Raw genomic sequence first — 24,990 nt, 5'->3', positions numbered from 1 at the left:
AAATGCGCGATGCGCACCGCCAGACCTGTGGCGGGGCGCATCGCGCGGGATCCGCTTATTTGCGGGCGCCTTCGGTGACCTGCCACACCAAGGTGGCGAACGGCATGTCGAGTGCACCGTACACCTCATTGGCCTTGGGGTCCGCGTTGTCGGCCAGCATTTCCACCGCCGCGCTGGCGTAATCCATCACCGGCACGCCAGCCCCGGCCAGGCGGGCCAGCCCTGCCAGGCGCTTGTCGGCGGTGAAGGTGCCCGACGCATCGAGGATGACCCGCGCGTCGTACCCGGCCACCTTGGCGGACAAGGCTGGGTAGCAAGCGCAGATCTCCAGCGAGACCCCGGCCACCAGCAGCTGGCGGCGGCCGGTCTTGGCGATGGCGGCCGGGATGCGGGGGTCGTCCCAGGCGTTGATGGTGGTGCGCACGATCGGCTGCACACCCGGCACGGCGGCCAGCAGCTCCGGGATCACCGGGCCCCACATGCCATCGGTCATGGTGCCGGTGAGGATCACGGGCACCCCCAGGATGCGCGCGGCCTTGGCCAGCGCGACCACATTGTGTTTGAGCTCGCCCACCGTGATGTCGCGCACCCCGGTGTAGAGGCCCACCTGGTGGTCGGTCAGTAATAACACGGTGTTGTCGCGCTTGAGCATGCTCAGGAAGGCGTTGGATGGGGAAGAGGTCATGGCAGGGGATTCCGATTTGGGAGAGGCCGCGGAGACCGGGCCAGACAAAGCGGCAGACGCCAAGCCTGCCGCCATCGGGGCGAGCACGGCCGCACTGACCGCGCCGGTCCCTAGGAAGTGGCGTCGGCCCAAAGCGTTTTCTTGCATAGCGGTGTCCAGTCAGGTTACTAATGGTCAAACATGAAATATTTAGCAAATATTCCACATCAATCTATTTAAATTAATAGAAAGCACACTATGCGACCAAAATCGCATCCCCAGACGAACCAAAATCGCAAGCAACTGTTGCAAGCGCTGAACAATGTACGAATGGGCAGCGGCCCCAAACGGCCCAGACCGCCCTGAACAGCAGCGACCCGGGGCGGGTCGGGCGCCAGCAGCGGGCGGCCGCCAGGGCAGAACTGACGAGGCGCCCGCCAGTCCCACCGGGACGCCCCCCAGGGGACGGTGCAAGGCACCGCGTGAGGCAGGGATTGACTTTGGGGGCCGGCGCTGGGGGCTCCGCCGCCCGCCTGGGGGCGGCGACAGGCGAGGCTCGCGCGGTCGATCAGCGGCTGCTGGCGAGGTTGCGGCGCCGCTCCAGCGGGGCCTGGCGCTCGCGCAACCAGGGCTCCAACTGGGCCGCCGGCATGGGCCGGGCGAAGTAGAAGCCTTGCAGTTCGTCACAACCCAGGGCCTTGAGTTGCTCGCTGGCCTCGGCGGTTTCCACCCCCTCGGCCACCACCCCCAAGCCCAGGTTGTGGCCCAGGGCGATGATGGCGCGGGTGATCGACAGGTCCGCCGGGTCGCTGAGCAGGTCGCGCACAAACGATTGATCGATCTTCAGCTTGTCGATCGGGAAGCGCTTCAGGTAGGCCAGGCTCGAATACCCGGTGCCGAAATCATCGATCGACAACTGCACCCCCAGGGCCTTGAAGGCCTGCAGCAGCTCGCCCGAGGCGGCCGCGTTGTCCATGATTTGCGACTCGGTGATCTCTAGCTCCAGGCTTGCAGGCTCGATGCGGTTGGCCCGCAGGCAAGACTGCAGGTGGCCCACCAGGCCGGGGTCGTTCATCTGGGCCGCGGACAGGTTGACCGACACCACCATCGGCGGCAGGCCTGCGCGCCGCCAGCGGTCGATCTGCTCACAGGCCTGCTGGATCACCCACTGGCCGATCGGGTGGATCAGGCCGGTTTCCTCGGCCACCGGGATGAACCGCGCGGGTGACACCGCCCCCAGCACCGGGTGGTGCCAGCGCAGCAAGGCCTCCAGACCGACCACATTGAGGCTGCGCGCGTCGACCCGCGGCTGGTAGTGGACTGACATTTCCTGGTTCGCCAGGGCCAGGCGCAGGTACTGCTCGATCACCTGGCGCTCGCGCGTGTGCAGGTCGATCTCGGGCGTGAAAAAGCGCGCCGTGTCGCGACCGGCCGACTTGGCCTCGTACATGGCGGCGTCGGCTTGGCGCATCAGCTCGTCCAGGTCGGTGCTGTCGTCGGGGTACACCGCCACCCCCACACTGCAGGACACCTGCAGGTTGTGGCCCTCGATGTAATGGGCCTGGCGGATCTGTGGGATCAGGCGCCGCTCGACCACCCCACGCACCTCGTCGGGGTCACTGACCTTGCGCATGATGATCACGAACTCATCGCCGCCCAGGCGGCTGACGGTGTCGCCAACACGCACCGACTGGTTGAGTCGGTTGGCCACCGAGCGCAGCAGGCCGTCACCGATGTGGTGGCCCAGCGAGTCGTTGATGTTCTTGAAGCGGTCCAAGTCAATGAACAGCACCGCCACCCGCTCCCCCGTGGTCTGGGCGCTGGCCATGGCCTCGCGCAGGCGGGTCACGCACAGCGAGCGGTTGGGCAGCTCGGTCAGCACATCGTGCTCGGCCAGGAACTGAACCCGTGCCTCGGTGCGCTTGCGGTCGGTGATGTCCACCGAAATGCCGATGTAATGCGACACCTCGCCCTGGTGGGTGGCATCGCGCACCGACGAGATCATCAGCCAGGCGGGGTAGCTTTCGCCCGAGCGCTTGCGGAAGTGAACCTCGCCCTGCCACGACTCGCGCTCACCCAGGGCGGTGGCCAGCGACGGCGGCACGTTGGCGCTTTCTTCCAGCGCCAGCAGCAGGCCCAGCTGCTCGCCAATGACCTCGTAGTAGTCGTAGGAGGTGCTGCGACAGAAGGCGCGGTTGACACTGAGGATGCGCTGGTTCGCATCCATGATGAGGATGCCCTCGGACGAGGCCTCGAACACCTTGGCCCACAGCTCCAGCCGCTGCTCCATGAGCTTGAGCATGTTGATCGGGGTGAACGAGGTCAGCACCGCGTCCTGCCCCTGGAACTGCAGGCGGCGCGCCGACAGCACGGCCCAGGACGGGGCCTCACCGCCCTGCCAGCGCACCTCGAACTCATCGACCGCACCTTGGTCAGCCAGGCGCTGGAAGAAGCGGGCCCGCACGCCGGGCTCCAGCCCGCTGCGCCAGGGGTCGGCGGTGCGCCCGGCCAGCCAGGGCAAGGCCGGGGCATTGGCGTGCAGCACCTGGTGCTCGGGCACCGAGGTCACCACCATGGCGATCGGGATCGCCTCCACCATCTCCAGCTGGGTTTGCGCGGCCCGCGCACTGGCGGCCAGCTCTTGCTGGGTCAGGCGCTCACGGTCCAACTGGGCCAGCATGCCGTTGAAGGCCGTGACCAGTTGGCCAATTTCATCGCGGCTTTCCCACTGGGCGCGCCGGGTGTGGTCGCCTGTGCGCCGCACCTCGTCTGCCACCTGGGCCAGACCGCGCAAGGGCCGCGCGATCAGCTGCGCCACGGCGTAGACCAGGCTCAGGATGCAACCCAGCAGCAGCAGGGCGGTGCCCAGGTGCAGCCACATGCGGAAGTACAGGTTCTCGACCCGCAGCAAGAGTAGCCCGTTGAGGCTTTCCAGCACCTGGCGCCAAGCCACATCCAGCTCCTGGAAGGCCAGGCCGTGGGCCTGCTGGAAAGTCGCCAGCGTCAGACCCGACGCGCCCTCTTCGGACAGGCTGCGCACCGACGCCAGCAAACTGAGCAGGCTGTCGTTGAGCGCCTTTTTGCCGGGTCGCAGGGCATCGTTGAGCGGGGCCTTGCCCGCGGCCAGGGCTTGCTGGTAGTCCGAGTCGATGCCCAGGATGAGCGCGTCGATGCGCCCGGCCAGGATCAGCAGCTCGGTGCGTCGACCGCCCTGGCGCAAGGCCTCGGGCGACATGCCGTCCAGTGTGCGCGCCGTGTCGTGCAACACCTCCAGCAACTCCGGAAACCGCAGCACCCCCAGCGACATGGCGTAGTAACTGTCCAGGTCGGGGTCGAGGATGAGGTTGGACTGGTTGCCCACCGTGGTCAGCAACTCGCGCCCCTGGCGCGCCAGCCTGGACAAGGTGGCCTGGCGCTCCGGGCCCGCCGGCATCGCCTGCAACTGCCCCAGGGTTGTCATCCACGCCGCGCTGGCCTCGGTGGCCGCCAGGTCCTCGTCATGCTGCTGGCGCGTCGCCTCCATGCGCTGCCAGGCGTCCTGCGGGGGCGTCACGAGCGAGGCGCTGGCCCGGAACGGCGGCAGGAACAGGTCATGCACCCGGGTGCTGTACTGCACACCCACGATCTCCTTGCGCGTGAAGTCGATCGCCAGGTACTTTTCGTGGATCAGGATGCCGGACACATAGATCACGGCGGTCAGGTCCAGCAGGTAAATCAGCGTGAGCTTGCGCCCGACGCTCAGGCGCCCTAACCAGGCAATCAAGGGGCTGAACCAGCGCCAGGGTGAGGAGGTCATGATCAAGTGGGTTCAACCCCGTGGACCCACCCGCACGGCACCGGCACGCCCCCGGTCAGGGGGGCGTGGAGCGCGCTCAAGGGGGGAGGTCGGTCCGGCACTCAGGCGGCTGCCGGGATCAGGAAGTCGCGGCTGATGCGCGCCCCCAGTTCATTGACGCGGTCGAGGAACTGCGTCAGGAAGGCATGCAGGCCCGTGGCCAGGATCTCGTCAATGCGGGCGTACTGCAGGTCGGCCCGCAGCTTGCCGGCACGGCGACGGGTTTCGTCGGACTGGTCGTTGGCCACCATCTCGAGGTTCTGCACCACCTCGTTGAGGCTGGCGTGCAGCGAACGCGGCATGTCGGCCCGCAGGATCAGCAGCTCGGCCACGCGCTCGGGCGTGATGACGTCGCGGTAGACCTTGCGGTAAATCTCGAACGCCGACACGCTGCGCAGGATCGCACTCCAGTGGTAGAAGTCGTACTCCTGGTCCTTCTGGCTGGCCGCGCCAAAGAAATCGCTCTGCACGGCGTGGAACTTCACATCCACCAGGCGGGCCGTGTTGTCGGCCCGTTCCAGGAAGGTGCCCAGGCGCATGAAATGCAGGGCCTCGTCCATCAGCATGGTGCCCACAGTGACGCCGCGCGACAGGTGCGAGCGGAACTTCACCCACTCAAAAAACTGGCCCGGATCGCGCTCGAAGTCGCCCTGGCGCAGCATGCGGTTGACCTCCAGCCAGGTCTGGTTCTGGATTTCCCAGGCCTCGGTGGTCAGCGAGCCCCGCACGGCGCGAGCGTTCTCACGCGCGGCACGCAGGCAGGACATGATCGACGACGGGTTGTCCTCGTCCTTGACCATGAACTCGAGCACGCGCTCGGGCGTCACCTCACCATGCAGGGCCTGGTAGGACGGCAGCAGCTCGCTGATGGACAGCAAGCCTTGCCAGCCCACCTGGGCCACGGCAGCCGACTGGGGCAGCAGGGAGGTCTGGTAATTCACATCCAGCATCCTGGCGGTGTTTTCGGCCCGCTCGGTGTAGCGGGACATCCAGAACAAATGATCAGCAGTTCTCGACAACATTCAGTGACTCCTAAGCCTCAAACCCCGCAGGCGCTGCGCGCCCGGCCGTTTTTTGTACCAAGCTGGCCTGCGGCCAGCTTGTCGGCCCGCTCGGTGTAGCGGGACATCCAGAACAAATGATCAGCAGTTCTCGACAACATCAAAAAGTCTCCCCTCAAACTTCCAGAATCCAGGTGTCCTTGGTGCCGCCGCCCTGCGACGAATTCACCACCAGCGAGCCCTCCTTGAGGGCCACGCGGGTCAGGCCGCCCGGCACCATCTGCACCGTCTTGCCCGACAGCACAAAGGGTCGCAGGTCGATGTGGCGCGGCGCGATGCCGGACTCCACAAAGGTCGGGCAGCTCGACAGGCTCAGCGTGGGCTGGGCGATGTAGCCGCTGGGGTTGGCCAGCACGGCGGCGCGGAACTCTTCGATCTCGGCCTTCGTCGAGGCCGGGCCCACCAACATGCCGTAGCCACCCGCGCCGTGGACTTCCTTGACCACCAGGTCCTTGAGGTTGTCCAGCGTGTACTGCAACTCGTCCTGGTTGCGGCACATGTAGGTGGGCACGTTGTTGAGGATCGGCTTCTCGCCCAGGTAGAACTCGATCATCTTGGGCACATAGGGGTAGATCGACTTGTCGTCGGCCACGCCCGTGCCCACGGCGTTGCAGATCGCCACATTGCCGGCGCGGTAGGCGCTCATGAGGCCCGCGCAGCCCAGCGTGGAATTGGGTCGGAACACTTGCGGGTCGAGGAAGTCGTCGTCGACCCGGCGGTAAATCACGTCGACCCGCTTCAGGCCGCGCGTGGTGCGCATCCAGACGAAGTCATCCTTGACCACCAGGTCCTGGCCTTCGACCAGTTCGACCCCCATTTGCTGTGCCAGGAAGGCGTGCTCGAAGTAGGCGCTGTTGTACATGCCCGGGGTCAGCACCACCACGGTGGGCTCGGCAGTGGCCGGCGGCGCCGAGGCGCGCAGGGTTTCCAGCAGCAGGTCGGGGTAATGCGCCACCGGGGCCACGCGGTGCTGGCTGAACAGGTCGGGGAACAGGCGCATCATCATCTTGCGGTCTTCGAGCATGTAGCTCACGCCGCTGGGCACGCGCAGGTTGTCTTCGAGCACGTAGTACTCGCCCTCGCCGGACGCGTTCGGGGCCCGCACGATGTCGATGCCCGCGATCTGCGAGTAAATGTTGTTGGGCACATCCACGCCCATCATCACACTGCGGAATTGCGCGTTGTTGAGGATCTGCTCGGCCGGGATCACGCCGGCGCGGATGATGTCCTGGCCGTGGTAGACGTCGTGGATGAAACGGTTCAGCGCGGTGACGCGTTGCACCAGGCCTTTTTCCATGGTCTGCCACTCATGGGCCGGGATGATGCGGGGGATCAAGTCGAACGGGATCAAACGCTCGGTGCCGGAACCATCCTCATCCTTGGCGCCATAAACCGCAAAGGTGATGCCCACACGGCGGAAGATCATTTCAGCTTCTTCGCGCCGGGCCTTCATGACATCGGCCGGCTGACGTGCCAGCCAACGCGCGTAGGCCTCGTAGTGGGCTCGCACAGGACTGCCCTCAAGGGGCAAACGGGTGTACATCTCGTCAAATTTCAGCATGTGCCATCTCCTGACTCCAGCATAGCAATTTCCGGGCCCACCACGCACCGGTTTTGGGCATGGAATGCAAATTCAGCGACCAGCGCCTGTGCCGAAATTCACGGCTGCAAAGGCCAGTGCCAGTAGCGGGACCGGCGTTCACGCTCGCACACGACCGTGTCAGGCTGCTGACTGCGCCACAGCGCCGCGCCACAGATGGGGGTCTCGACCCACTGCAGATCGCGCGCCAGGTAGCGGTCGCGCACGGCGTCTGCCGGGTGGCCAAACCGGTTGCGGTAGCCGGCCTGCACCACCGCCACCCGAGGCGACACCGCGGCCACAAACGGCAGGCTGGACGAGGTCCGGCTGCCGTGATGCGGCACCAGCAGCCAGTCTGCGGCCAACGGCTGGCCCTGCGCCAGCAACGCGGCCTCTTGCGCTTGCTCGATGTCCCCGGGCAGCAGCGCGCTGACGCCCAGGGCGTCCTGCACCCGCAGCACGCAGCTGCGGGCATTCGGGCGTAGCGTGGGCGCGGGCGGCTCGGGCCCGGGGTGCAGGAACTCAAAACGCACCCCGTCCCAGGTCCAGGCCTGCCCAGCGCGGCAGGCGGTGTGGCGCCGCCCCGACAGCAAGGGGTGCTCCGGCTCGAGCGAGGTCCACAGCGCCAGCGCCGGATACGCCGCCAACAGCGCCGCCGCGCCGCCAGTGTGATCGGTGTCGCGGTGGCTCAGCACCAGGCGCTCGGGCACCTCGCCCGCGCCCCGCAGCAAGGGCAGCAGCACGCGGTCACCGGCATCGCTGTCGGGGGTGTAACGGGGCCCGGCGTCGTACACCAGGGTGTGCCGGGCGGTGCGCACGATGACGGCATTGCCCTGCCCCACGTCGGCCGCCAGCAGCTCGAAGCGGCCGGGGTCGGGCCGCTCGGCTTGCCACAGCAAGACCGGTAACAAACAGGGCCAGCCCAGGCAACGCCAGCGCAGCGGCCAGGGCCCCACACACAGCAAGCCCCCCACCAGGCCCGCGACCGCGGCCCACACCGGGGGCAGCGCCACCGACCAGGTGGCCAGGGGCCAGGTCGACAAGCCGCCAAGCACCCCCAACAAGCCCTGCACCGCCCAGGCCGACACGGTCCACAGCGGCGGACACAGGCACCCCAGCAAGGCCAGCGGAGTGACCACCCCGGTCACCCAGGGGATGGCCAGCAGGTTGGCCAGCAAGCCCACCAACGACAACTGGCCGAACAGACACAGCGACAACGGCGCCAGCGCCAGGGTCAACACGCCCTGCTCACGCCACAGACCCCAGACCGACCGGCCCAGGCGCCTGAACGCCGCCCGGGGGGCCTGCCCCTCGGACGCCAGCGCTGGCGCCTCCGAGGCGCCCACGCCCAGGCCGGCATCGGTGGCAAACAGCACGCCCACGGCGACAAAGCTCAACCAGAAGCCCGGCTGCAACCAGGCCCAGGGGTCCCACAACAGGACCACCGCGGCCATCAGCAGCCACACCGCGGACCACGGCCAGCGGCGGCCCGACCACTGCAGCCCGGTCAGCACCAGCAACATGCCCACGGTGCGCTGGGCAGGCACCCCCCAACCGCAAAACACCGAGTACGCCAGCGCCACCGCCAGACCGCCCGCGCTGGCCACCCGAGGCGCAGGCCAGTGCAGGCAGGCCCGCCCAAGGCGCCCGGAGCCCCGCGCGGTCTGACGCCACAGCGTCCCCAGGGCCCGGCGCGCCAGCCAAGCCAACAGGGTGATGTGCAGGCCCGAAATGCTCATCAGGTGGGCCACGCCGGTGGCGCGGAACACGCTCCAGTCATGGCGCTCGATGGCGCGCTGGTCGCCCGTCACCAAGGCCACCACCACACCGGCCTGGCGCGCGGCAGCGGCCTCCGGGGGGCCCGCCAGCAGGCGCTGCCAGATCGCCTCGCGCACGGCCTGGCGCCAGCGCTCGACAGGGTAGGCCGCGCTGGGCGCCAGCCGCTCGGGTGCGGCGCCGTCAACCCCACCACGCACCGACCCCGTGGCCAGCACGCCCTGCTCCCACAGCCACAACTCCTGGTCAAAGCCGCCTGGGTTGAGGGCGCCATGCACACGGCGCAAACGCAGCGTGAAGCGCCAGCGGTCGCCAGCACGCAGCTCGGGCACCGGCGCGGCGGCTGCACTGAAGCCCCGGGGGACGGCAGCCGGCGCTGACGACGGCACCGCCGCCCCGGCGGGCCCCGACCAACTGAGCCACAGCGGCGACGGCAGCGACACGGATTGCCCCGCCAGGGAGGCTGACTCTGGCACCAGGTAAAAGCGCTGCCCCCAGGCCAGCCGCTGCGGCATGGCGCTGATTTGACCGGTGACCTGCAGATCAACCCCTTCAAGGGCCGCGGGCAAGGCGTTGTCGCGCAACCACAGTGCCCGCAGCCCGACCTGCGCACAGGCCAGGGCCGCGGCCAGCACCAACACGGCGACACCCCAGGCCCCGGAGCGGCTGAAGCCACCACCCGCGCTCGGCCCCCAGCGCCGCCCGGTCAGCCGCAGCGCGATCACCCCGCCCAAGGCCACGGCGGCCAGCCCCAGGTAAGCCGTGGCGGGCCACAGCCGCGCTTGTTGCAACTGCAGCGCGGTGCCCAGCACCACGCCCAGGCTGGCCGCCCACCACCCGCGCCAAGGCAAGCGCCAGGCCGAATCCGGCCCGCCGGCGCCCCGGCGGGTCGACACGGTCACGCTCGGTGAGGGGCCCATCCACGCATGCTAGATCGCCGCAGCTTGCCTTTTGACATACGCTGTGGCGCAGCTCTTGCTAGGATGTTTCACAGGGCTGCTGCCCCCAGCAGCCGTTTGATGGCCTTTTTTTGCCAGAGAGACAAGACGAATGTCGATCCATGCCGCACTGAACCACGTCACCCACTACCGTTATGACCGGCCCGTCAACCTGGGCCCCCAGGTGGTCCGCCTGCGTCCGGCACCGCACTGCCGCAGCAAAGTCATCTCGTATTCGCTGCGCATCGAACCCAGCAACCACTTCATCAACTGGCAACAAGACCCGTTCGCCAACTACCAGGCCCGCCTGGTGTTCCCCAACCCCACCACCGAGTTCAAGGTCACGGTCGACCTGGTGGTCGAGATGGCGGTTTACAACCCTTTCGATTTCTTTCTCGAGCCGGCGGCTGAAAACTTCCCGTTCCAGTACGACAAGCTGGTGCAAGAGGAGCTGGCCCCGTACCTGATCACCGACCCGTTGACCCCGGCCGTCCAGCAGTACCTCCAGCAAATCGACCGCAGCGAATGCCGCACCATCGACTTCCTGGTGCGCCTGAACCAGAAGCTGCAAAACGACATCCGCTACCTGATCCGCATGGAACCTGGCGTGCAGACGCCCGAGGAAACGCTGACCAAGGCCTCGGGCTCGTGCCGCGACTCGGGCTGGCTGCTGGTGCAACTGCTGCGCCACTGCGGCCTGGCCGCGCGCTTTGTGTCGGGCTACCTGATCCAGCTCAAGCCCGACGTCAAGGCCCTGGACGGCCCCAGCGGCACCGAAGTCGACTTCACCGACCTGCACGCCTGGTGCGAGGTCTACCTGCCCGGCGCCGGCTGGATCGGGCTGGACCCGACCTCGGGCCTGCTGGCCGGCGAGGGCCACATCCCGCTGGCCTGCACGCCCCAGCCCTCGGGCGCGGCCCCGGTCGAAGGCGCGGTGGACAAGTGCGAAGTCGAGTTCAGCCACCACATGGCGGTGACCCGCATTCACGAGTCGCCGCGCGTCACCATGCCCTACACCGACGAGCAATGGGCTCAGGTGCTGGCGCTGGGCGAGGCGGTGGACGCTGAACTGGTGGCCGGCGATGTGCGCCTGACCCAGGGTGGCGAGCCCACCTATGTCGCCACCGAAGACCGCGATGGCGCCGAATGGAACACCGACGCCCTGGGCCCCACCAAGCGGGCCTACGCCACCGAGCTGGTGCACAAGCTGCGCGACGAGTACGGCCAGGGCGGCTTCCTGCACTTTGGCCAGGGCAAGTGGTACCCGGGCGAGCAATTGCCGCGCTGGGCCCTGTCGATCTGCTGGCGGGCCGACGGTCAGCCCATCTGGCAAAACCCCGCCCTGTTCGCCGACGAGCGCGTGCCCGCGCACTACACCAGCGCGGACGCCGAGCGCTTCACCCAGACGCTGGCCGGCAAGCTCGGCCTGAGCGATCAGTTCATCGAAGCCGGCTACGAAGACACCTGGTACTACCTGTGGCGCGAGCGCCGGCTGCCGGTCAACGTCGACCCCTTCGACTCCAAGCTCGACGACGAAATGGAACGGGTGCGCCTGCGCCGCGTGTTCGGCCAGAAGCTGGATTCGGTGGTGGGCTATGTGCTGCCGCTGGAGGTCAACCCCGACGCGGGCAACCCGCAGATGGCAGGCACGCTTTGGAGCACCGGCCCCTGGTTCTTCCGTGACGAACGCATGTACCTGATCCCCGGCGATTCGCCGATGGGCTACCGCCTGCCGCTGGATTCCCTGCCCTGGGTCACCAGCGCCGACTACCCCTACATGGTCGAGACCGACCCGATGGCCCCGCGCGGCGCGCTGCCGTCCAGCACCGACTACCTGGCACGCCGCAGCGCCCCGGGCGCCGGCGCCGCCTTTGGCAGCGACCTGCGCGGCGTGCCCTACCTGGCCGGCGCCCAGACCCCGGGCGAAGCCCAGCGCCGGGCCCAGGGCCTGGGCAGTGGCGTGGCCGACAGCGGCGTCGCCGACGCCGCCACCCGCAGCGGCCAACCGCAACCCGGCGCCTGGACCCAGGCCCCAGCGCGTGGCGTGTCGGCGCACTGGATCACCCGCACCGCGCTGTGTGTGGAAGCCCGCAACCCGGCCCGCGCCAATGGCCCCAAGGTCGAGTCCAACAGCCCGAAGTCGAGCCTGCTCTACGTCTTCATGCCGCCACTGTCGCGCCTGGAGGATTACCTGGACCTGCTGAGCGCGGTCGAGGCCACCGCCGCCGAGCTGGGCATGACCATCGTGCTCGAAGGCTACCCGCCGCCGCGCGACCCGCGCCTGAAAGTGCTGCAAGTCACCCCCGACCCAGGCGTGATCGAGGTCAACATCCACCCGGCGCACAACTGGAACGAGCTGGTGCAGCACACCGAGTTCCTGTACCAGGCGGCGTTCGAATCGCGCCTGACGGCCGAGAAGTTCATGACCGATGGCCGTCACACCGGCACCGGGGGCGGCAACCACTTTGTGCTGGGCGGCGCCACCCCGGCCGACAGCCCGTTCCTGCGCCGCCCCGAGCTGTTGGCCAGCCTGATCCTGTACTGGCACAACCACCCCTCGCTGAGCTACCTGTTCTCGGGCATGTTCATCGGCCCGACCAGCCAGGCCCCACGCGTCGACGAAGCACGCAACGACCAGCTCTACGAGCTGGAGATTGCGCTGCGGGAGATCGAGCGCAACCGCCAGACCTACGGCCAGGACATGCCGCCGTGGCTGGTCGATCGCACCCTGCGCAACATCCTGGTCGACGTGACCGGCAACACGCACCGCAGCGAGTTCTGCATCGACAAGCTCTACTCGCCCGACAGCAGCACCGGCCGCCTGGGGCTGCTGGAGCTGCGCGCTTTCGAGATGCCGCCCCACGCCCGCATGAGCATCGCGCAGCAACTGCTGCTGCGGGCCCTGATCGCGCGCTTCTGGAAGCAGCCCTACAAGGCGCCGGTCACCCGCTGGGGCACCCAGTTGCACGACCGCTGCCTGTTGCCGCACTTTGTGCGCCAAGACTTCAACGACGTGATGGCCGAGATGCGCCAGGCTGGCTACGCCTTTGACGACGCCTGGTTCGCGCCGCATTTCGAGTTCCGCTTCCCCCTGGTGGGCAGCGTGCAGTCGATGGGCATCGAGCTCACCCTGCGCAACGCGCTCGAACCCTGGCATGTGATGGGCGAAGAAGGCTCGGCCGGCGGCACGGTGCGCTATGTCGACTCGTCACTGGAGCGCATCGAGGTGCTGGTCAGCGGCTTCAACGAAAGCCGCCACGTGGTCACCGTCAACGGCCGCCCGCTGCCGCTGCAACCCACCGGGGTCGAAGGTGAGTTCGTGGCCGGTGTGCGCTACAAGGCCTGGAACCCGCCGTCGGCGTTGCACCCCAGCATTGGGGTGCACGCGCCGCTGGTGTTCGACATCGTGGACAGCTGGATGAAGCGCTCGGTCGGCGGCTGCCAATACCACGTCGCGCACCCGGGCGGCCGCAACTACGTGACCTTCCCCGTCAACGCCTACGAAGCCGAAAGCCGCCGCCTGGCGCGCTTCTTCCGCATGGGCCACACGCCGGGCACGATGCAGGTGCCGCAAGCCACCGTCGGCGTGCCGGGCAGCCGCGAGTTCCCGTTCACCCTGGACCTGCGGCGCTGAGCCCCGGGGCCTGGTTAGCGGGCCCCGAAGCCGTCATGTCACAAGAACATGACGGCTTCGTGACCCATGTCAACAAATCCGGCCCTCATGGGACAATAGCGCCCGTGGACAAGAACAACACCCTCCCCTCCGATGCCATGAAGACGCCCCGCCCGCCCCGAGCGAGCGACTGGGTCGTGCCCGCCAAAGAGGGGCATTTCGACGAACTCCTGGGCGACCTCGCGGGCCTGGCCAGCCGCCCGGCCGAAGCGCCCTTCACCGGGCCCTGGGCTGAATTTTTCGAGCACCTGGGCCCCGAAGGTCTGAGCGACCTGGACCACCGCTACGCGAGCCTGAAGCGGCAGATCCGCGACAACGGCGTGACCTACAACGTCTACGCCGACGCCTCGGGCCCGCAACGCCCCTGGTCGCTGGACCTGTTCCCGCTGATCCTCAGCCCCAGCACCTGGGCCCACATCGAAACCGGCGTGCTGCAGCGCGTGCGCGTGCTCGACCGCGTGATGAGCGACGTCTACGGCCCGCAGCACCTGCTGGCCAGCGGCCTGCTGCCGGCCGCTCTGGTGCAAGGGCACCCGGGTTACCTGCGTGCCATGAAAGGCATCAAGCCCGTCGGCGGCAACCACCTGCACATCGCGGCCTTTGACATGGCCCGCGGCCCGGACGGCAACTGGTGGGTGTTGTCGCAACGCACCCAGGCCCCCTCCGGCCTGGGCTACCTGCTGGAGAACCGGCTCGCGGTGTCGCGCCAGTTCCCCGAGGCCTTCGAGTCGATGCATGTGCAGCGCCTGGCGGGCACCTACCGGGCCCTGATCGAAGGCCTCAAGGCCATGAGCCCGGCCGGCGCCGACGCCCACATCGCCCTGCTGACGCCGGGGCCGTACAACGAAACCTATTTCGAGCATGCCTACCTGGCACGCTACCTGGGCCTGACCCTGGTCGAGGGCAGCGACCTGACCGTGCGCGACCAGCGCCTGTACCTCAAAACCCTGCAGGGCCTGAAGCCCGTGCACGGCCTGCTCAAGCGCCTGGACGACGAGTTCCTCGACCCGCTCGAACTGCGCCCCGACTCCACCCTGGGCGTGCCCGGCCTGCTGCAGGCGATCCGTGCCGGCCATGTGCTGGTGGCCAACACCCCGGGGTCGGCGTTCCTCGAATCGCCCGCGCTGCTGGGCTTCCTGCCCGCGCTGGCGCGCCACCTGCTCAACGAAGAACTGCTGCTGCCCGCCCTGCCCACCTGGTGGTGCGGCGAGCGCGCGGCGCTCGAAGAAGTGCTGCCCCTGCTGGGTGAGTCGGTCATCAAGCCGACCTACCCGGGCAGCGCGGGCCGCCACACCTTCGAGTCGGTTTCCGGTACCAGCCTGAGCCAACGCGAGATCGACGAATGGGCGGGCCGCATCCTGCGCCAAAGCGACGAGCACACGGTGCAGACGCGCCTGCCCTTGTCGCAGATGCCGGTCTGGCGCCAGCAAGGTGGTGACAGCCAGCTGGCGCGCCGCTCGGTCATCCTGCGGGTGTTCGCGGTGGCGGACGGCCCGGGCTCCTGGCGCGTGCTGCCGGGCGGCATGGCCCGCCTGGCCGGGGCCAACGCCGAAATCGCCTCCATGCAGCGCGGCGGCAGCAGCGCCGACGTCTGGGTGCAGACCCCGGGTCGGGTCGACAGCACCACCCTGCTGCCCACCCATTCCGGCACTGCCGCGGTGGTGCAGCGCAAGCGCATGGTGACCAGCCGCGCGGCCGAGAACCTGTTCTGGCTGGGCCGCTACACCGAGCGCACCGAAAACACCATCCGCCTGGCCCGCGTGGCGCTGGCCAGCCTGAATGGCGACGACCAGTCCGCCCAGCCGCTGCTGGCCTGGCTCAGTGACATGGCCATCCTGGGCGGCCTGGTGCTGCCCAGCGTGCCGCCGGCCACGCAGGCGCGGCGGGTGTTCGAACGATCGCTGATCGACGGCCTCAACAAAACCGGCCACGCCAGCAGCGTGGGCTTCAACCTGCGCGCGCTGCGCCAAGCCGCCTCGGCGGTGCGCGAGCGCCTGTCGCAAGAGCACTGGAACGTCATCGTGCAGGCCGAGGAAGAGTTCTTCGAGCGCCTCAAACACCCCGCCGCGGGCGGCACCCTGAGCACCATCGATGGCATGCAGGCCCTCGAGGTCGCCAGTGGCCACCTGGCCGCCATCACCGGCGGCCAGACCGACCGCATGACGCGCGACGATGGCTGGCGCCTGTTGTCGATTGGGCGCCACATCGAGCGCCTGGCCTTCCTGTCCTCGGCGCTGTCGCTGGGGCTCAAGGCCGGTGCCCTGCACGACGAGGCCGGCTTCGAAGCCACGCTGGCGCTGTTTGACAGCACCATCACCTTCCACGCCCAGTTCCAGCAGAGCCGCGAGCTCGCCGCCCTGCTCGACCTGCTGGTGCTGGACCGCGACAACCCGCGCTCGCTGAGCTGGGTGGCCCAAACCCTGCGCGGACGCCTGGCGCGGCTGGCAGGCAGCGCCCCCGGACAGCTCAGCACCCTGTCGCTGCTGATCCCCAACCCCGACCTGTGGGACCTCGCCAAGCTGTGCAATGCCGAAGGCAGCGACGCCCACCCCTCGCTGAGCGAACTGCTGAGCCTGTGCACCTCGGCGGCCTACAGCATCTCGGACGACATCAGCGCGCTTTACTTCACCCATTCCGGAGACGCCCGGCAAAGCCTGGGCGCTTGAAGCCATGCGATTGGGCATCACCCACGAAACCCATTACGACTACACGCCTCAGGTGGAGACGGCCCAGCACATGGCCCACCTGCGGCCGCTGGAGACGCCCACCCAGACGCTGATCAGCCACCGCCTGAGCATCAGTCCCGAGGTGGCGCAGCAAAGCGAAACCCGCGACGTGTTCGGCAACACCCGGGCCTTCTTCTCGCTGCAGACCCCGCACGATGAACTGCGTGTGCTGGCCCACAGCGTGGTGGACACCCAGACCCCGCCCCAACCAGGCCTGGAGCCCGGCGACAGCCTGCCCTGGGAACAGGTGCGGGAGCGTTTTCGCTACCGCGCCGGCGGCCGCTATGACCCCGCGGCGGAGTTCGTGTTCCCGTCGGTCTATGTGCCGCGGCACGACGACTTTGTGAGCTATGCGCGCGCCAGTTTCGGCCCGGGCGTCAGCGTGCTGGCCGGGGCGCAGTCGCTGATGGAGCGCATCCACAGCGACTTCACCTACCAGTCCAACAGCACCGAGATCAACACCCCGGCGGTCGAAGCCCTGGCGCAAAAGCGCGGGGTGTGCCAAGACTTTGCGCACATCATGATCGCCTGCCTGCGCGGCCTGGGCCTGCCGGCGCGCTACGTCAGCGGCTACCTGCTGACGCTGCCGCCGCCTGGCCAGGAACGCCTGGTGGGCAGCGACGCTTCGCACGCCTGGGTGTCGGTCTACTCGCCGGGCGAAGACGGCGCCCGCGGCGAGTGGTTTGACTTCGACCCGACCAACCGCCGCAGCCCCGGCGAGGACTACGTGACCCTGGCCCTGGGTCGGGACTACGCCGACGTCTCGCCGATGCGCGGGGTGATCCACGGCGGCGCCAACCACAGCCTGAAAGTGGCCGTGACGGTCGAGCCGCTCGAGATTCAATAACTTCTTTTCACGACCGTGAAGCGCGGTCAGCGCCTGAGCCAACGGCACAATGCAGGCGAACCCGCCTGCCCTCAACCTTCGTAGGAACCACCATGAGCATTTACGACAAACTCACCGCCCTGAACATCGAACTGCCGCCCGTGGCCGCCCCGGCCGCCGCCTATGTGCCTTTTGTGCAAACCGGCAAGCTGGTTTTCCTGTCGGGCCACATCGCCAAGAAGGACGGCAAGGTCTGGGTGGGTCAGTTTGGCCGCAACATCAGCACCGAAGAGGGCAAGCTGGCCGCTCGCGCGGTGGCCATCGACCTGATGGGCACGCTGCACGCGGCCGTCGGCGACCTGAACAAGATCAAGCGCATCGTCAAGGTGATGAGCCTGGTCAACTCGACCGGCGACTTCACCGAGCAGCACCTGGTCACCAACGGCGCCAGCGAATTGCTGGGTGAGGTGTTCGGTGCCGAGCGCGGCGCCCACGCCCGCAGCGCCTTTGGCGTGGCGCAGATCCCGCTGGGGGCCTGTGTTGAAATCGAACTGATCGCTGAAGTCGAGTGACCCTGGGCGCCCTCGGGCCCTGGGTCTGAGGCCCGCTGATGCCCCAGGGGCCTGCCGGACTCCCCCCAAAAAAGAAGCCCCGCGGTGTTCTGCACCGCGGGGCTTTTTTGCATGGGGTCCCGCCCGCGGGCGGGGGACGTCAGCGCTGACACCGGTCGTCAGCGCGACCCGGCTCAGAAGCTTTCCCAGTCGTCGTTGTCGGCGGCACTCGATTTGGCGGGCGCCGGGGCCGGTGCAGAGGCCTTGGCTGCCGCCAGCCGAGGGGCCGGGGCCGAAGCGCCGGCACGCGAGGCCGAAGACAGGGCTTTGGCGGCCGGGGCCGCCGCCACCTGGGGCGCCGGCGCCGGGCTGGCTCGGCGCGGTGCCGCCATCGGCACGGCCGAGGCCGAGTGGCGCGCCACGGCACCGCCCAGGTTGAAGGTGGCCACCACACTGGCCAACTGGTCGGCTTGCTCGCGCAGGCTCTGCGCGGCTGCGGCGCTCTGTTCGACCAGCGCGGCGTTCTGTTGCGTCATCTGGTCGAGGCTGGACACGGCTTGGTTGACCTCGGCGATGCCGGCGCTTTGCTCGGTGGCGGCGGCAGTGATCTCGCCAATCATGTCGGTCACGCGGCGCACCGAGGTCACGATGTCGCTCATGGTGTTGCCGGCGTCGGTGACCAGGCGGGTGCCGTTCTCGACCCGCTCCACCGAGGCGTTGATCAGCGACTTGATCTCACGCGCGGCCTCGGCGCTGCGCTGGGCCAGGCTGCGCACCTCGCCCGCCACCACGGCAAAGCCACGGCCTTGCTCGCCGGCGCGCGCGGCTTCCACCGCGGCATTCAAGGCCAGGATGTTGGTCTGGAAGGCGATGCTGTCGATCACCCCGATGATGTCGGCGATGCGCTTGCTGCTGGTGTTGATGTCCTCCATCGTGGCCACCACCTGCTGCACCACGGCACCACCACGCTCGGCCACCGACGAGGCACTGGCCGCCAGGCTGCTGGCCTGTTGGGCGCTTTGCGCGCTGTGCTGCACGGTGTGGGTCAGCGTCCCCAGGGAGGATGCGCTTTGCTGCAGATTGCTGGAGGTCTGCTCGGTGCGCATGGACAGATCGTTGTTGCCGGCCGCAATCTCCGAACTCGCCAGCGCAATGCTGTCGGTGCTTTGGCGCACCCGCGCCACGGTCTGGCCCAGCGAGTCGCTCATGGCGGCCAGGGACCGCAGCAATTCGCCGAACTCGTCGGTGCGGTCGGTGTCCACGCGGCTGCTGAGGTCGCCCTGGGCAATGCGTGCAGCCAGGCGGTTGGCTTGGCTCAGCGGCTTGACGATGCTGCGAATCAGGCCATAGGCGCCCCACAGGATGCCCAGCACGATCAGGGAGATGCAGATGGCCGCCACGCGGATGGTGAAGGCGCGCTCCTGCGCCAGGCGCTCGCGGCTTTGCACCGCCAGTTGCTCCTGCAATCTCACGAACTCGTTCAGGCTGTCGAGGTAGGTGGCCAGGGCGTTCTTGAAGTCGCCATTGACGATCACCACAGCCTCTGCGGCCTGGCCACCCTGCTTGAGCTTCTGGGCCTTCTCACGCAGGGTGATCATGGCCGTGCGGCGCTCAGCGATCTTGGCCAACTGGGTCTTCTCAGCCTCGCTCACGGCAATCGCCGCCAAGGCCTTCTGCAAGGTGCTGATCTCGGCCGTGGTGGTGGTGATGGCCCCCGACAGGGCCGCCCCGACCGCCGGATCCGAACTCAGCAGCACGGCGTAGGCGCGCACCGAATTGGCCTGTGTCAGGCCGGCCCAACGCGTGGCGTTTTCAATGCGGGTGGCAAATTCGGCCGAGGTGCGATCGCTTTCTTTCTGCACCACCGCCGAGCGGTAGGCCGAGAAACCAATCACCCCCAGCAGGGACACGATGATCAGTGTGACCGCCAGCCAGAGCTTGGTGGCCATCTTCAGTTGTTGGGTGCGCATTCATGACTCCGTCGGAACAAACAGAAAACGCCACATCACCGCCTCCGGGCAAAGGCCAAGCGTCCGCGCGTCATGCACACCGGCCGAGCCTTCCTCCTAACGACAAGCGGGCGTTTTCGGGGGACCGCATGATCATAAATCATATTTACCGGTTTTGAAATGGTAATATCAAATCACTCCACCCGCAGGATGATTTCCGGTTTGAAGCCCAGGTCCGCCGCCTTGCCCTTGCGGGCCCGCAGGCCCCGGGCGTTGTTGAGGGAGCGGATCTCCAGCGTCTCTTCACGCGGCTTGCCGCCACGCCCCGTGCCCATGAGCCGGATGCTGCGCGTGTAGGCGGCGGCCCCCGCGAGGGTGTCCTTGGGCTCCAGGTCGATCAGCAGCAGGCCCCGGCCGCCCTTCTCCATGGTCTTGAGTTCACTGATCTCAAAGGTCAGGATGCGCCCGCCCACCGACGCCACCGCCACATGGGTGGCCGGTGCCAGCGACTGGCTGCCACTGCTGTTGGCTACGTGGGAGGGCTTGCAGACGGTTTCGCCCTCGCCCAGGGTGAGGAAGGACTTGCCGCTCTTGTTGCGCGACACCAGGTTGTCGACACTGGCCAGGAAACCGTAGCCACCCGAGCCCGACAGCAGCAGCGTGGCGTTGGCCGGACCGGCGAAGTAATGCGCAGGCTGGGTGCCCGACTCCAACTCGATCAAGGTCGTGACCGGCTGGCCATCACCGCGGGCGCCGGGCAGCGCCGCGACCGGCACCGAGTAGACCCGGCCGTTGTTGCCCAGCACGATCAGGGTGTCCACGGTGCGGCATTCAAACGTGCCATACAGGCCGTCGCCCGCCTTGAAGGCAAAGCTGCCCGCCTCGTGGCCATGGCCGGTGCGCGCCCGCACCCAGCCCTTTTCGGACACCACCACGGTGACCGGTTCGTCGACCACCTTGACCTCGGCCACGGCCCGCTTCTCGGCCTGGATCAGGGTGCGGCGCGGGTCGGCAAACTGCTTGGCATCGGCTTCGATCTCCTTGACCATCAGGCGCTTGAGCGAACCGGGATTGGCCAGGATGTCTTCGAGCTTGCCTTGTTCTTCACGCAGGGACTGGAGCTCTTGCTCGATCTTGAGCGCCTCCAGCCGCGCCAGTTGGCGCAGGCGGATCTCCAGGATGTCCTCGGCCTGCCGCTCCGACAGGTTGAAGCGCGCGATCAGGGCCGCCTTGGGTTCGTCGCTGTGGCGAATGATCGCGATCACCTCGTCGATGTTGAGCAGCACCAGGTGCCGCCCCTCGAGGATGTGGATGCGGTCCAGCACCTTGTCGAGGCGGTAGCGCGAACGCCGGGTCAGCGTGGCCTGGCGGAAGGCGATCCATTCCTCGAACATCTGGCGCAGCGACTTCTGCACCGGGCGACCATCGAGGCCGATCATGGTCAGGTTGATCGGGGCCGAGGTCTCCAGGCTGGTGTGGGCCAGCAGCGTGGTGATCAACTCGGGCTGGCTGATCTTGCTGGTCTTGGGCTCGAACACCAGGCGCACCGGCGCGTCCTTGCTGGACTCGTCGCGCACCGTGTCGAGCACCGCGAGCACGGTGGCCTTGAGCTGGGTCTGCTCCTGCGACAAGGCCTTCTTGCCCGCCTTGACCTTGGGGTTGGTCAGCTCTTCGATCTCCTCGAGCACCCGCTGCGTGCTGACGCCCGGCGGCAGTTCATTGACCACCAACTGCCACTGGCCGCGCGCCAGATCTTCGATCTTCCAGCGGGCCCGCACTTTGAGCGAACCCCGGCCACTGCGGTAGGCGTCGGCGATGTCGCCCGCCGTGCTGATGATCTGGCCGCCGCCAGGGTAGTCCGGGCCCGGCACCAGGGCCAGCAGGTCGGCCTCGGGCAGTTGCGGGTTCTTGATCAGGGCCACGCAGGCATCGGCCACCTCGCGCAGGTTGTGGCTGGGGATCTCGGTGGCCAGGCCCACGGCAATGCCGCTGGCCCCGTTCAACAGGGTGAAGGGCAGGCGCGCCGGCAGTTGGGTGGGCTCCTGGGTGGAGCCGTCGTAGTTGGGGATGAAGTCGACCGTGCCTTCGTCGATCTCGTCGAGCAGCAAGCTGGTGATGCGCGACAAGCGGGCTTCGGTGTAGCGCATGGCGGCGGCACCGTCGCCATCGCGGCTGCCAAAGTTGCCCTGGCCATCGATCAGCGGGTAGCGCTGGTTGAAGTCCTGCGCCATGCGCACCAGCGCGTCGTAGGCGGCCTGGTCGCCGTGCGGGTGAAAACGACCCAGCACATCGCCCACCACCCGCGCGCTCTTGACCGGCTTGGCCGCGGTGTTGCCCGAGAAGCCCAGGCCCATGCGCGACATCGAGTACAGGATGCGGCGCTGCACCGGCTTCTGGCCGTCACAGACGTCGGGCAAGGCACGGCCCTTGACCACACTGAGGGCGTATTCGAGGTAGGCCCGCTGGGCGTAGTTGGCCAGGCTCAGGCCGTCATCGGACTCACCGGAAGAAAAATCGAGAACAGGTTGGTCGCTCATGGGTAATCAATCGCATTGCGCTCCAGGGCACTGAGCGTGGCTTGGCTCAGGCCCCGGGCATTCAGGGGTTCAATCATGTTGCCGCGGCCGGCGGCGCCGCCGGGCACGGCCGGCAATTCGACACGCACGCGCTGGTCGGTGCGGCGCTGCGCCTGCACGGTGGGCGGTGGTTTGAGCAGGCTGTAGAGCTGCGTCACGGTGCGCACGTAGTTCTGGGTCTCGCGGATGTTCGGAATCTGATGGCCCGCGCGGGTCACGGCCCCCGGGCCCGCGTTGTAGGCCGCCAGCGCCAGGTCGAGGCGACCGTTGAAGAGCCGCATCAGGTGGCGCAGGTAGCGCGTGCCGGTCTGGATGTTGATGCGCACATCGGTGAGCTTTTTCTCGACCGACTGGCGCGTGTCCCCCACCACCCCGAACTGCTCGGCGGTGGGCGGCATGACCTGCATCAGGCCCACCGCGCCGCGCGGAGACACCGCGAACTCATCAAAGCCGGACTCGGTGGCGATCATCGCCTGCAGCAATTCAAAGTCCACGCCATGGCTGTCGGCGGCCTCGCGCATGTAGAGCTTGGCGCGCTTGAACCCGGGCGACACGTCAAAGAAAGCCAGCAACTGGGGCTGCAGCGTGGGCACCTGCACCGGGCGCGGCGTGTCGGCCCGCGGAAAATCGCTGGAATCCGCGGTGCCGCGGTAAAACAGCTCGTAGCGCGCGTCCAGGGGCTCGGACGCAAAATGCGGCGTGCCCCGGGCATCCACATAGCCCCACACCTCGGCCACGGCCCAGGTCGGGGCGCAGGCCAGCAGCCCGGCGCCGAGCCCGGCGCGTGCCCAGGCGCGCAGCTCAGACGTCAATCTCAACCGCATCACCGTGCAGTTCCATCAGCTCACGGCGCGCCGCGGCTTCACCCTTGCCCATGAGCTTGGTGATCAGGCCCTCGGTGAACGCGAAGCCCTGCTCACCCAGCTGCACCGGCAACAGGCGGCGGGTGTCGGGGTTGAGGGTGGTGTCCCAGAGTTGCTCGGCGTTCATTTCGCCCAGGCCCTTGAAGCGGCTGATGGTCCAGCTGCCTTCACGCACGCCTTCCTTGCGCAGTTTGTCGAGGATGGACTGGAGTTCCCCCTCATCGAGCGCGTAGACCTTGGAGGCCGGCTTTTTGCCGCGCGCCGGGGCATCCACCCGGAACAGCGGCGGACGTGCCACATAAACATGGCCAGCCTCGATCAGCTTGGGGAAATGGCGGAAGAACAGGGTCAGCAGCAGCACCTGGATGTGCGAGCCGTCGACGTCCGCGTCCGACAGGATGCAGACCTTGCCGTAGCGCAGGCCAGACAGGTCGGGCGTGTCGTTGGGGCCATGCGGGTCGACCCCGATGGCCACCGCGATGTCGTGGATTTCGGTGTTGGCAAACAGGCGGTCACGCTCCACCTCCCAGGTGTTGAGCACCTTGCCGCGCAAGGGCAGGATGGCCTGGCATTCCTTGTCGCGGCCCATCTTGGCGCTGCCCCCGGCCGAGTCGCCCTCGACCAGGAACACCTCGTTGTGCGCGATGTCGCGGCTTTCGCAGTCGGTCAGCTTGCCGGGCAGCACGGCGACGCCCGAGCCCTTGCGCTTTTCGACCTTCTGGCCCGCACGCTGACGCGTCTGCGCGGCCTTGATGGCCAGCTCGGCGAGCTTCTTGCCGTACTCCACATGCTCGTTGAGCCACAGCTCGAGCGCCGGGCGCACAAAGTTCGACACCAGTCGCACCGCGTCGCGCGAATTCAGGCGCTCCTTGATCTGGCCCTGGAACTGCGGGTCCAGCACCTTGGCACTGAGCACGTAATTGGCGCGGGCGAACACGTCCTCGGGCAGCAGCTTGACCCCCTTGGGCAGCAGCGAATGCAGTTCGATGAAGCCCTTGACGGCGTTGAACAAACCGTCGCGCAGGCCGCTGTCGTGGGTGCCGCCGTTGCTGGTCGGGATCAGGTTGACGTAGCTTTCGCGCACCGGGGCGCCGTCCTCGGTGAAGGCCACCGCCCAGGCCGCGCCTTCGCCCTCGGCAAAGCTGTCGTGGCCCCCGTCGGCAAAGCCCTCGCCTTCAAACAGCGGGATCACCGGGTCAGCCGACAGGGTCTGCACCAGGTAGTCGCGCAGGCCGCCTTTGTAGAGCCAGTTCTGCGTGTCCCTGGTTTTCTCGTTGACCAGCGTGACCGACACGCCGGGCATCAGCACCGCCTTGCTGCGCAGCAGGTGGGTCAACTCACCCATGGGCAGCGCGGCGGATTCAAAGTACTTGGGATCGGGCCAGACGCGCACCGTCGTGCCTTGCTTGCGGTCGCCCTCCGCCGCGCCACCGCTGGCGCGGGTGGTCAGGGGTTCGATCACATCACCGGCGGCAAACACCAGGCGGGCCACCTTGCCCTCGCGGTAGGAGGTGGCTTCGAGGCGCAGCGCCAGCGCGTTGGTGACGCTGACCCCGACGCCGTGCAGGCCGCCCGAGAAGCTGTAGGCACCGCCCTTGCCCTTGTCGAACTTGCCCCCCGCGTGCAGGCGGGTGAACACCAGTTCGATCACCGGCGCGTTTTCTTCCGGGTGCAGGCCAAAAGGGATGCCGCGACCATCGTCCTCGATGCTGACCGAGCCGTCCTGGTGCAGCGTCACCTTGATCTTCTTGCCGTGCCCCGCCAGGGCCTCGTCGGCCGCGTTGTCCAGTACCTCCTGAATGATGTGCAGGGGGTTGTCAGTGCGGGTGTACATGCCCGGTCGTTGCTTGACGGGTTCAAGCCCCTTCAGAACGCGGATTGAGCCTTCGGAGTATTCGGTCGTAGGTTTGACTGCCATGGCGCGGATTGTAGTGTGAGCCCGTTCGGAAACTGGATACTTATACAGGCCTCAA

At 67.8% G+C, this 24,990-nt stretch carries 14 protein-coding genes; 4 read left to right on the top strand and 10 right to left on the bottom strand.

The features are described 5' to 3' along the window. Nucleotides 1–55: 55 nt before the first annotated feature. The 6 genes from PSQ40_RS00305 to PSQ40_RS00285 form a co-directional block, all read right to left on the bottom strand. Nucleotides 56–685: an isochorismatase family protein gene (locus tag PSQ40_RS00305; RefSeq protein WP_273947818.1), complete on the bottom strand. Its 630-nt coding sequence runs from the start codon at nt 683–685 to the stop codon at nt 56–58. Between the two features lie 547 nt (nt 686–1,232). After that, a complete protein-coding gene (locus PSQ40_RS00300; RefSeq protein ID WP_273947817.1) occupies nt 1,233–4,460 on the bottom strand; it encodes an EAL domain-containing protein in 3,228 nt (1,075 codons plus the stop codon). A 101-nt stretch (nt 4,461–4,561) separates the two neighbouring features. Beyond that, entirely contained in the window at nt 4,562–5,521 is a 960-nt protein-coding gene (locus PSQ40_RS00295) for an alpha-E domain-containing protein (RefSeq protein WP_273947815.1), read from the bottom strand. Between the two features lie 17 nt (nt 5,522–5,538). After that, nucleotides 5,539–5,661 (bottom strand): alpha-E domain-containing protein, encoded by a 123-nt coding sequence (locus tag PSQ40_RS21355; RefSeq protein ID WP_409338525.1) that lies wholly within the window; start codon nt 5,659–5,661, stop codon nt 5,539–5,541. A gap of 14 nt (nt 5,662–5,675) precedes the next feature. Then, complete coding sequence (locus tag PSQ40_RS00290; RefSeq protein ID WP_273947814.1) at nt 5,676–7,121, bottom strand: circularly permuted type 2 ATP-grasp protein; 1,446 nt, start codon at nt 7,119–7,121, stop codon at nt 5,676–5,678. Between the two features lie 98 nt (nt 7,122–7,219). Then, nucleotides 7,220–9,811: a DNA internalization-related competence protein ComEC/Rec2 gene (locus tag PSQ40_RS00285; RefSeq protein ID WP_273947813.1), complete on the bottom strand. Its 2,592-nt coding sequence runs from the start codon at nt 9,809–9,811 to the stop codon at nt 7,220–7,222. A 154-nt stretch (nt 9,812–9,965) separates the two neighbouring features. Between PSQ40_RS00285 and PSQ40_RS00280 the strand changes: the two genes are divergently transcribed. The 4 genes from PSQ40_RS00280 to PSQ40_RS00265 all read left to right on the top strand — a co-directional run bounded on the left by PSQ40_RS00280 (nt 9,966) and on the right by PSQ40_RS00265 (nt 17,650). Continuing rightward, nucleotides 9,966–13,487, top strand: coding sequence for a transglutaminase family protein (locus PSQ40_RS00280; protein ID WP_273947811.1), 3,522 nt, complete (start codon nt 9,966–9,968; stop codon nt 13,485–13,487). A gap of 137 nt (nt 13,488–13,624) precedes the next feature. After that, the gene (locus tag PSQ40_RS00275; RefSeq protein WP_273947810.1) at nt 13,625–16,192 is read left to right on the top strand and encodes a circularly permuted type 2 ATP-grasp protein; all 2,568 of its coding nucleotides are present in this window, start codon (nt 13,625–13,627) and stop codon (nt 16,190–16,192) included. Nucleotides 16,193–16,196: 4 nt separating this feature from the next. Then, nucleotides 16,197–17,099 carry a transglutaminase family protein gene (locus PSQ40_RS00270; RefSeq protein WP_273947808.1) on the top strand — a complete coding sequence of 301 codons (903 nt, stop codon included), beginning with the start codon at nt 16,197–16,199 and terminating at the stop codon, nt 17,097–17,099. 92 nt (nt 17,100–17,191) lie between these two features. Continuing rightward, nucleotides 17,192–17,650: a RidA family protein gene (locus PSQ40_RS00265; RefSeq protein WP_273947806.1), complete on the top strand. Its 459-nt coding sequence runs from the start codon at nt 17,192–17,194 to the stop codon at nt 17,648–17,650. A 173-nt stretch (nt 17,651–17,823) separates the two neighbouring features. On the opposite strand, the gene PSQ40_RS00260 is transcribed toward PSQ40_RS00265, so the two are convergent. The 4 genes from PSQ40_RS00260 to PSQ40_RS00245 all read right to left on the bottom strand — a co-directional run bounded on the left by PSQ40_RS00260 (nt 17,824) and on the right by PSQ40_RS00245 (nt 24,935). After that, nucleotides 17,824–19,599 carry a methyl-accepting chemotaxis protein gene (locus PSQ40_RS00260; RefSeq protein WP_273947804.1) on the bottom strand — a complete coding sequence of 592 codons (1,776 nt, stop codon included), beginning with the start codon at nt 19,597–19,599 and terminating at the stop codon, nt 17,824–17,826. A gap of 173 nt (nt 19,600–19,772) precedes the next feature. After that, on the bottom strand, nt 19,773–22,115 hold the full coding sequence (gene parC, locus PSQ40_RS00255; protein WP_273947803.1) for a DNA topoisomerase IV subunit A: 2,343 nt from the start codon (nt 22,113–22,115) through the stop codon (nt 19,773–19,775). Further along, complete coding sequence (locus PSQ40_RS00250; protein WP_273947802.1) at nt 22,112–22,978, bottom strand: lytic transglycosylase domain-containing protein; 867 nt, start codon at nt 22,976–22,978, stop codon at nt 22,112–22,114. Before PSQ40_RS00250 ends, parC begins: the two co-directional genes overlap by 4 nt. Beyond that, nucleotides 22,956–24,935 carry a DNA topoisomerase IV subunit B gene (locus PSQ40_RS00245; RefSeq protein ID WP_273947800.1) on the bottom strand — a complete coding sequence of 660 codons (1,980 nt, stop codon included), beginning with the start codon at nt 24,933–24,935 and terminating at the stop codon, nt 22,956–22,958. Before PSQ40_RS00245 ends, PSQ40_RS00250 begins: the two co-directional genes overlap by 23 nt. Nucleotides 24,936–24,990: the final 55 nt, after the last annotated feature.

The sequence above is a fragment of the Curvibacter cyanobacteriorum genome (assembly GCF_028649475.1).
Lineage (GTDB): Bacteria > Pseudomonadota > Gammaproteobacteria > Burkholderiales > Burkholderiaceae_C > Curvibacter > Curvibacter cyanobacteriorum.
Note: the sequence above shows the minus strand (reverse complement) of the source record. Positions and strands in the feature narration are given on the sequence as shown.

Coding starts and splice junctions, on each gene's coding strand:
- PSQ40_RS00275 (WP_273947810.1), top strand. CDS start 13,625: ATGAAGACGCCCCGCCCGCCCCGAGCGAGCGACTGGGTCGTGCCCGCC.
- PSQ40_RS00260 (WP_273947804.1), bottom strand. CDS start 19,599: ATGCGCACCCAACAACTGAAGATGGCCACCAAGCTCTGGCTGGCGGTC.
- PSQ40_RS00300 (WP_273947817.1), bottom strand. CDS start 4,460: ATGACCTCCTCACCCTGGCGCTGGTTCAGCCCCTTGATTGCCTGGTTA.
- PSQ40_RS21355 (WP_409338525.1), bottom strand. CDS start 5,661: ATGTTGTCGAGAACTGCTGATCATTTGTTCTGGATGTCCCGCTACACC.
- parC (WP_273947803.1), bottom strand. CDS start 22,115: ATGAGCGACCAACCTGTTCTCGATTTTTCTTCCGGTGAGTCCGATGAC.
- PSQ40_RS00250 (WP_273947802.1), bottom strand. CDS start 22,978: ATGCGGTTGAGATTGACGTCTGAGCTGCGCGCCTGGGCACGCGCCGGG.
- PSQ40_RS00295 (WP_273947815.1), bottom strand. CDS start 5,521: ATGTTGTCGAGAACTGCTGATCATTTGTTCTGGATGTCCCGCTACACC.
- PSQ40_RS00270 (WP_273947808.1), top strand. CDS start 16,197: ATGCGATTGGGCATCACCCACGAAACCCATTACGACTACACGCCTCAG.
- PSQ40_RS00245 (WP_273947800.1), bottom strand. CDS start 24,935: ATGGCAGTCAAACCTACGACCGAATACTCCGAAGGCTCAATCCGCGTT.
- PSQ40_RS00305 (WP_273947818.1), bottom strand. CDS start 685: ATGACCTCTTCCCCATCCAACGCCTTCCTGAGCATGCTCAAGCGCGAC.
- PSQ40_RS00265 (WP_273947806.1), top strand. CDS start 17,192: ATGAGCATTTACGACAAACTCACCGCCCTGAACATCGAACTGCCGCCC.
- PSQ40_RS00280 (WP_273947811.1), top strand. CDS start 9,966: ATGTCGATCCATGCCGCACTGAACCACGTCACCCACTACCGTTATGAC.
- PSQ40_RS00290 (WP_273947814.1), bottom strand. CDS start 7,121: ATGCTGAAATTTGACGAGATGTACACCCGTTTGCCCCTTGAGGGCAGT.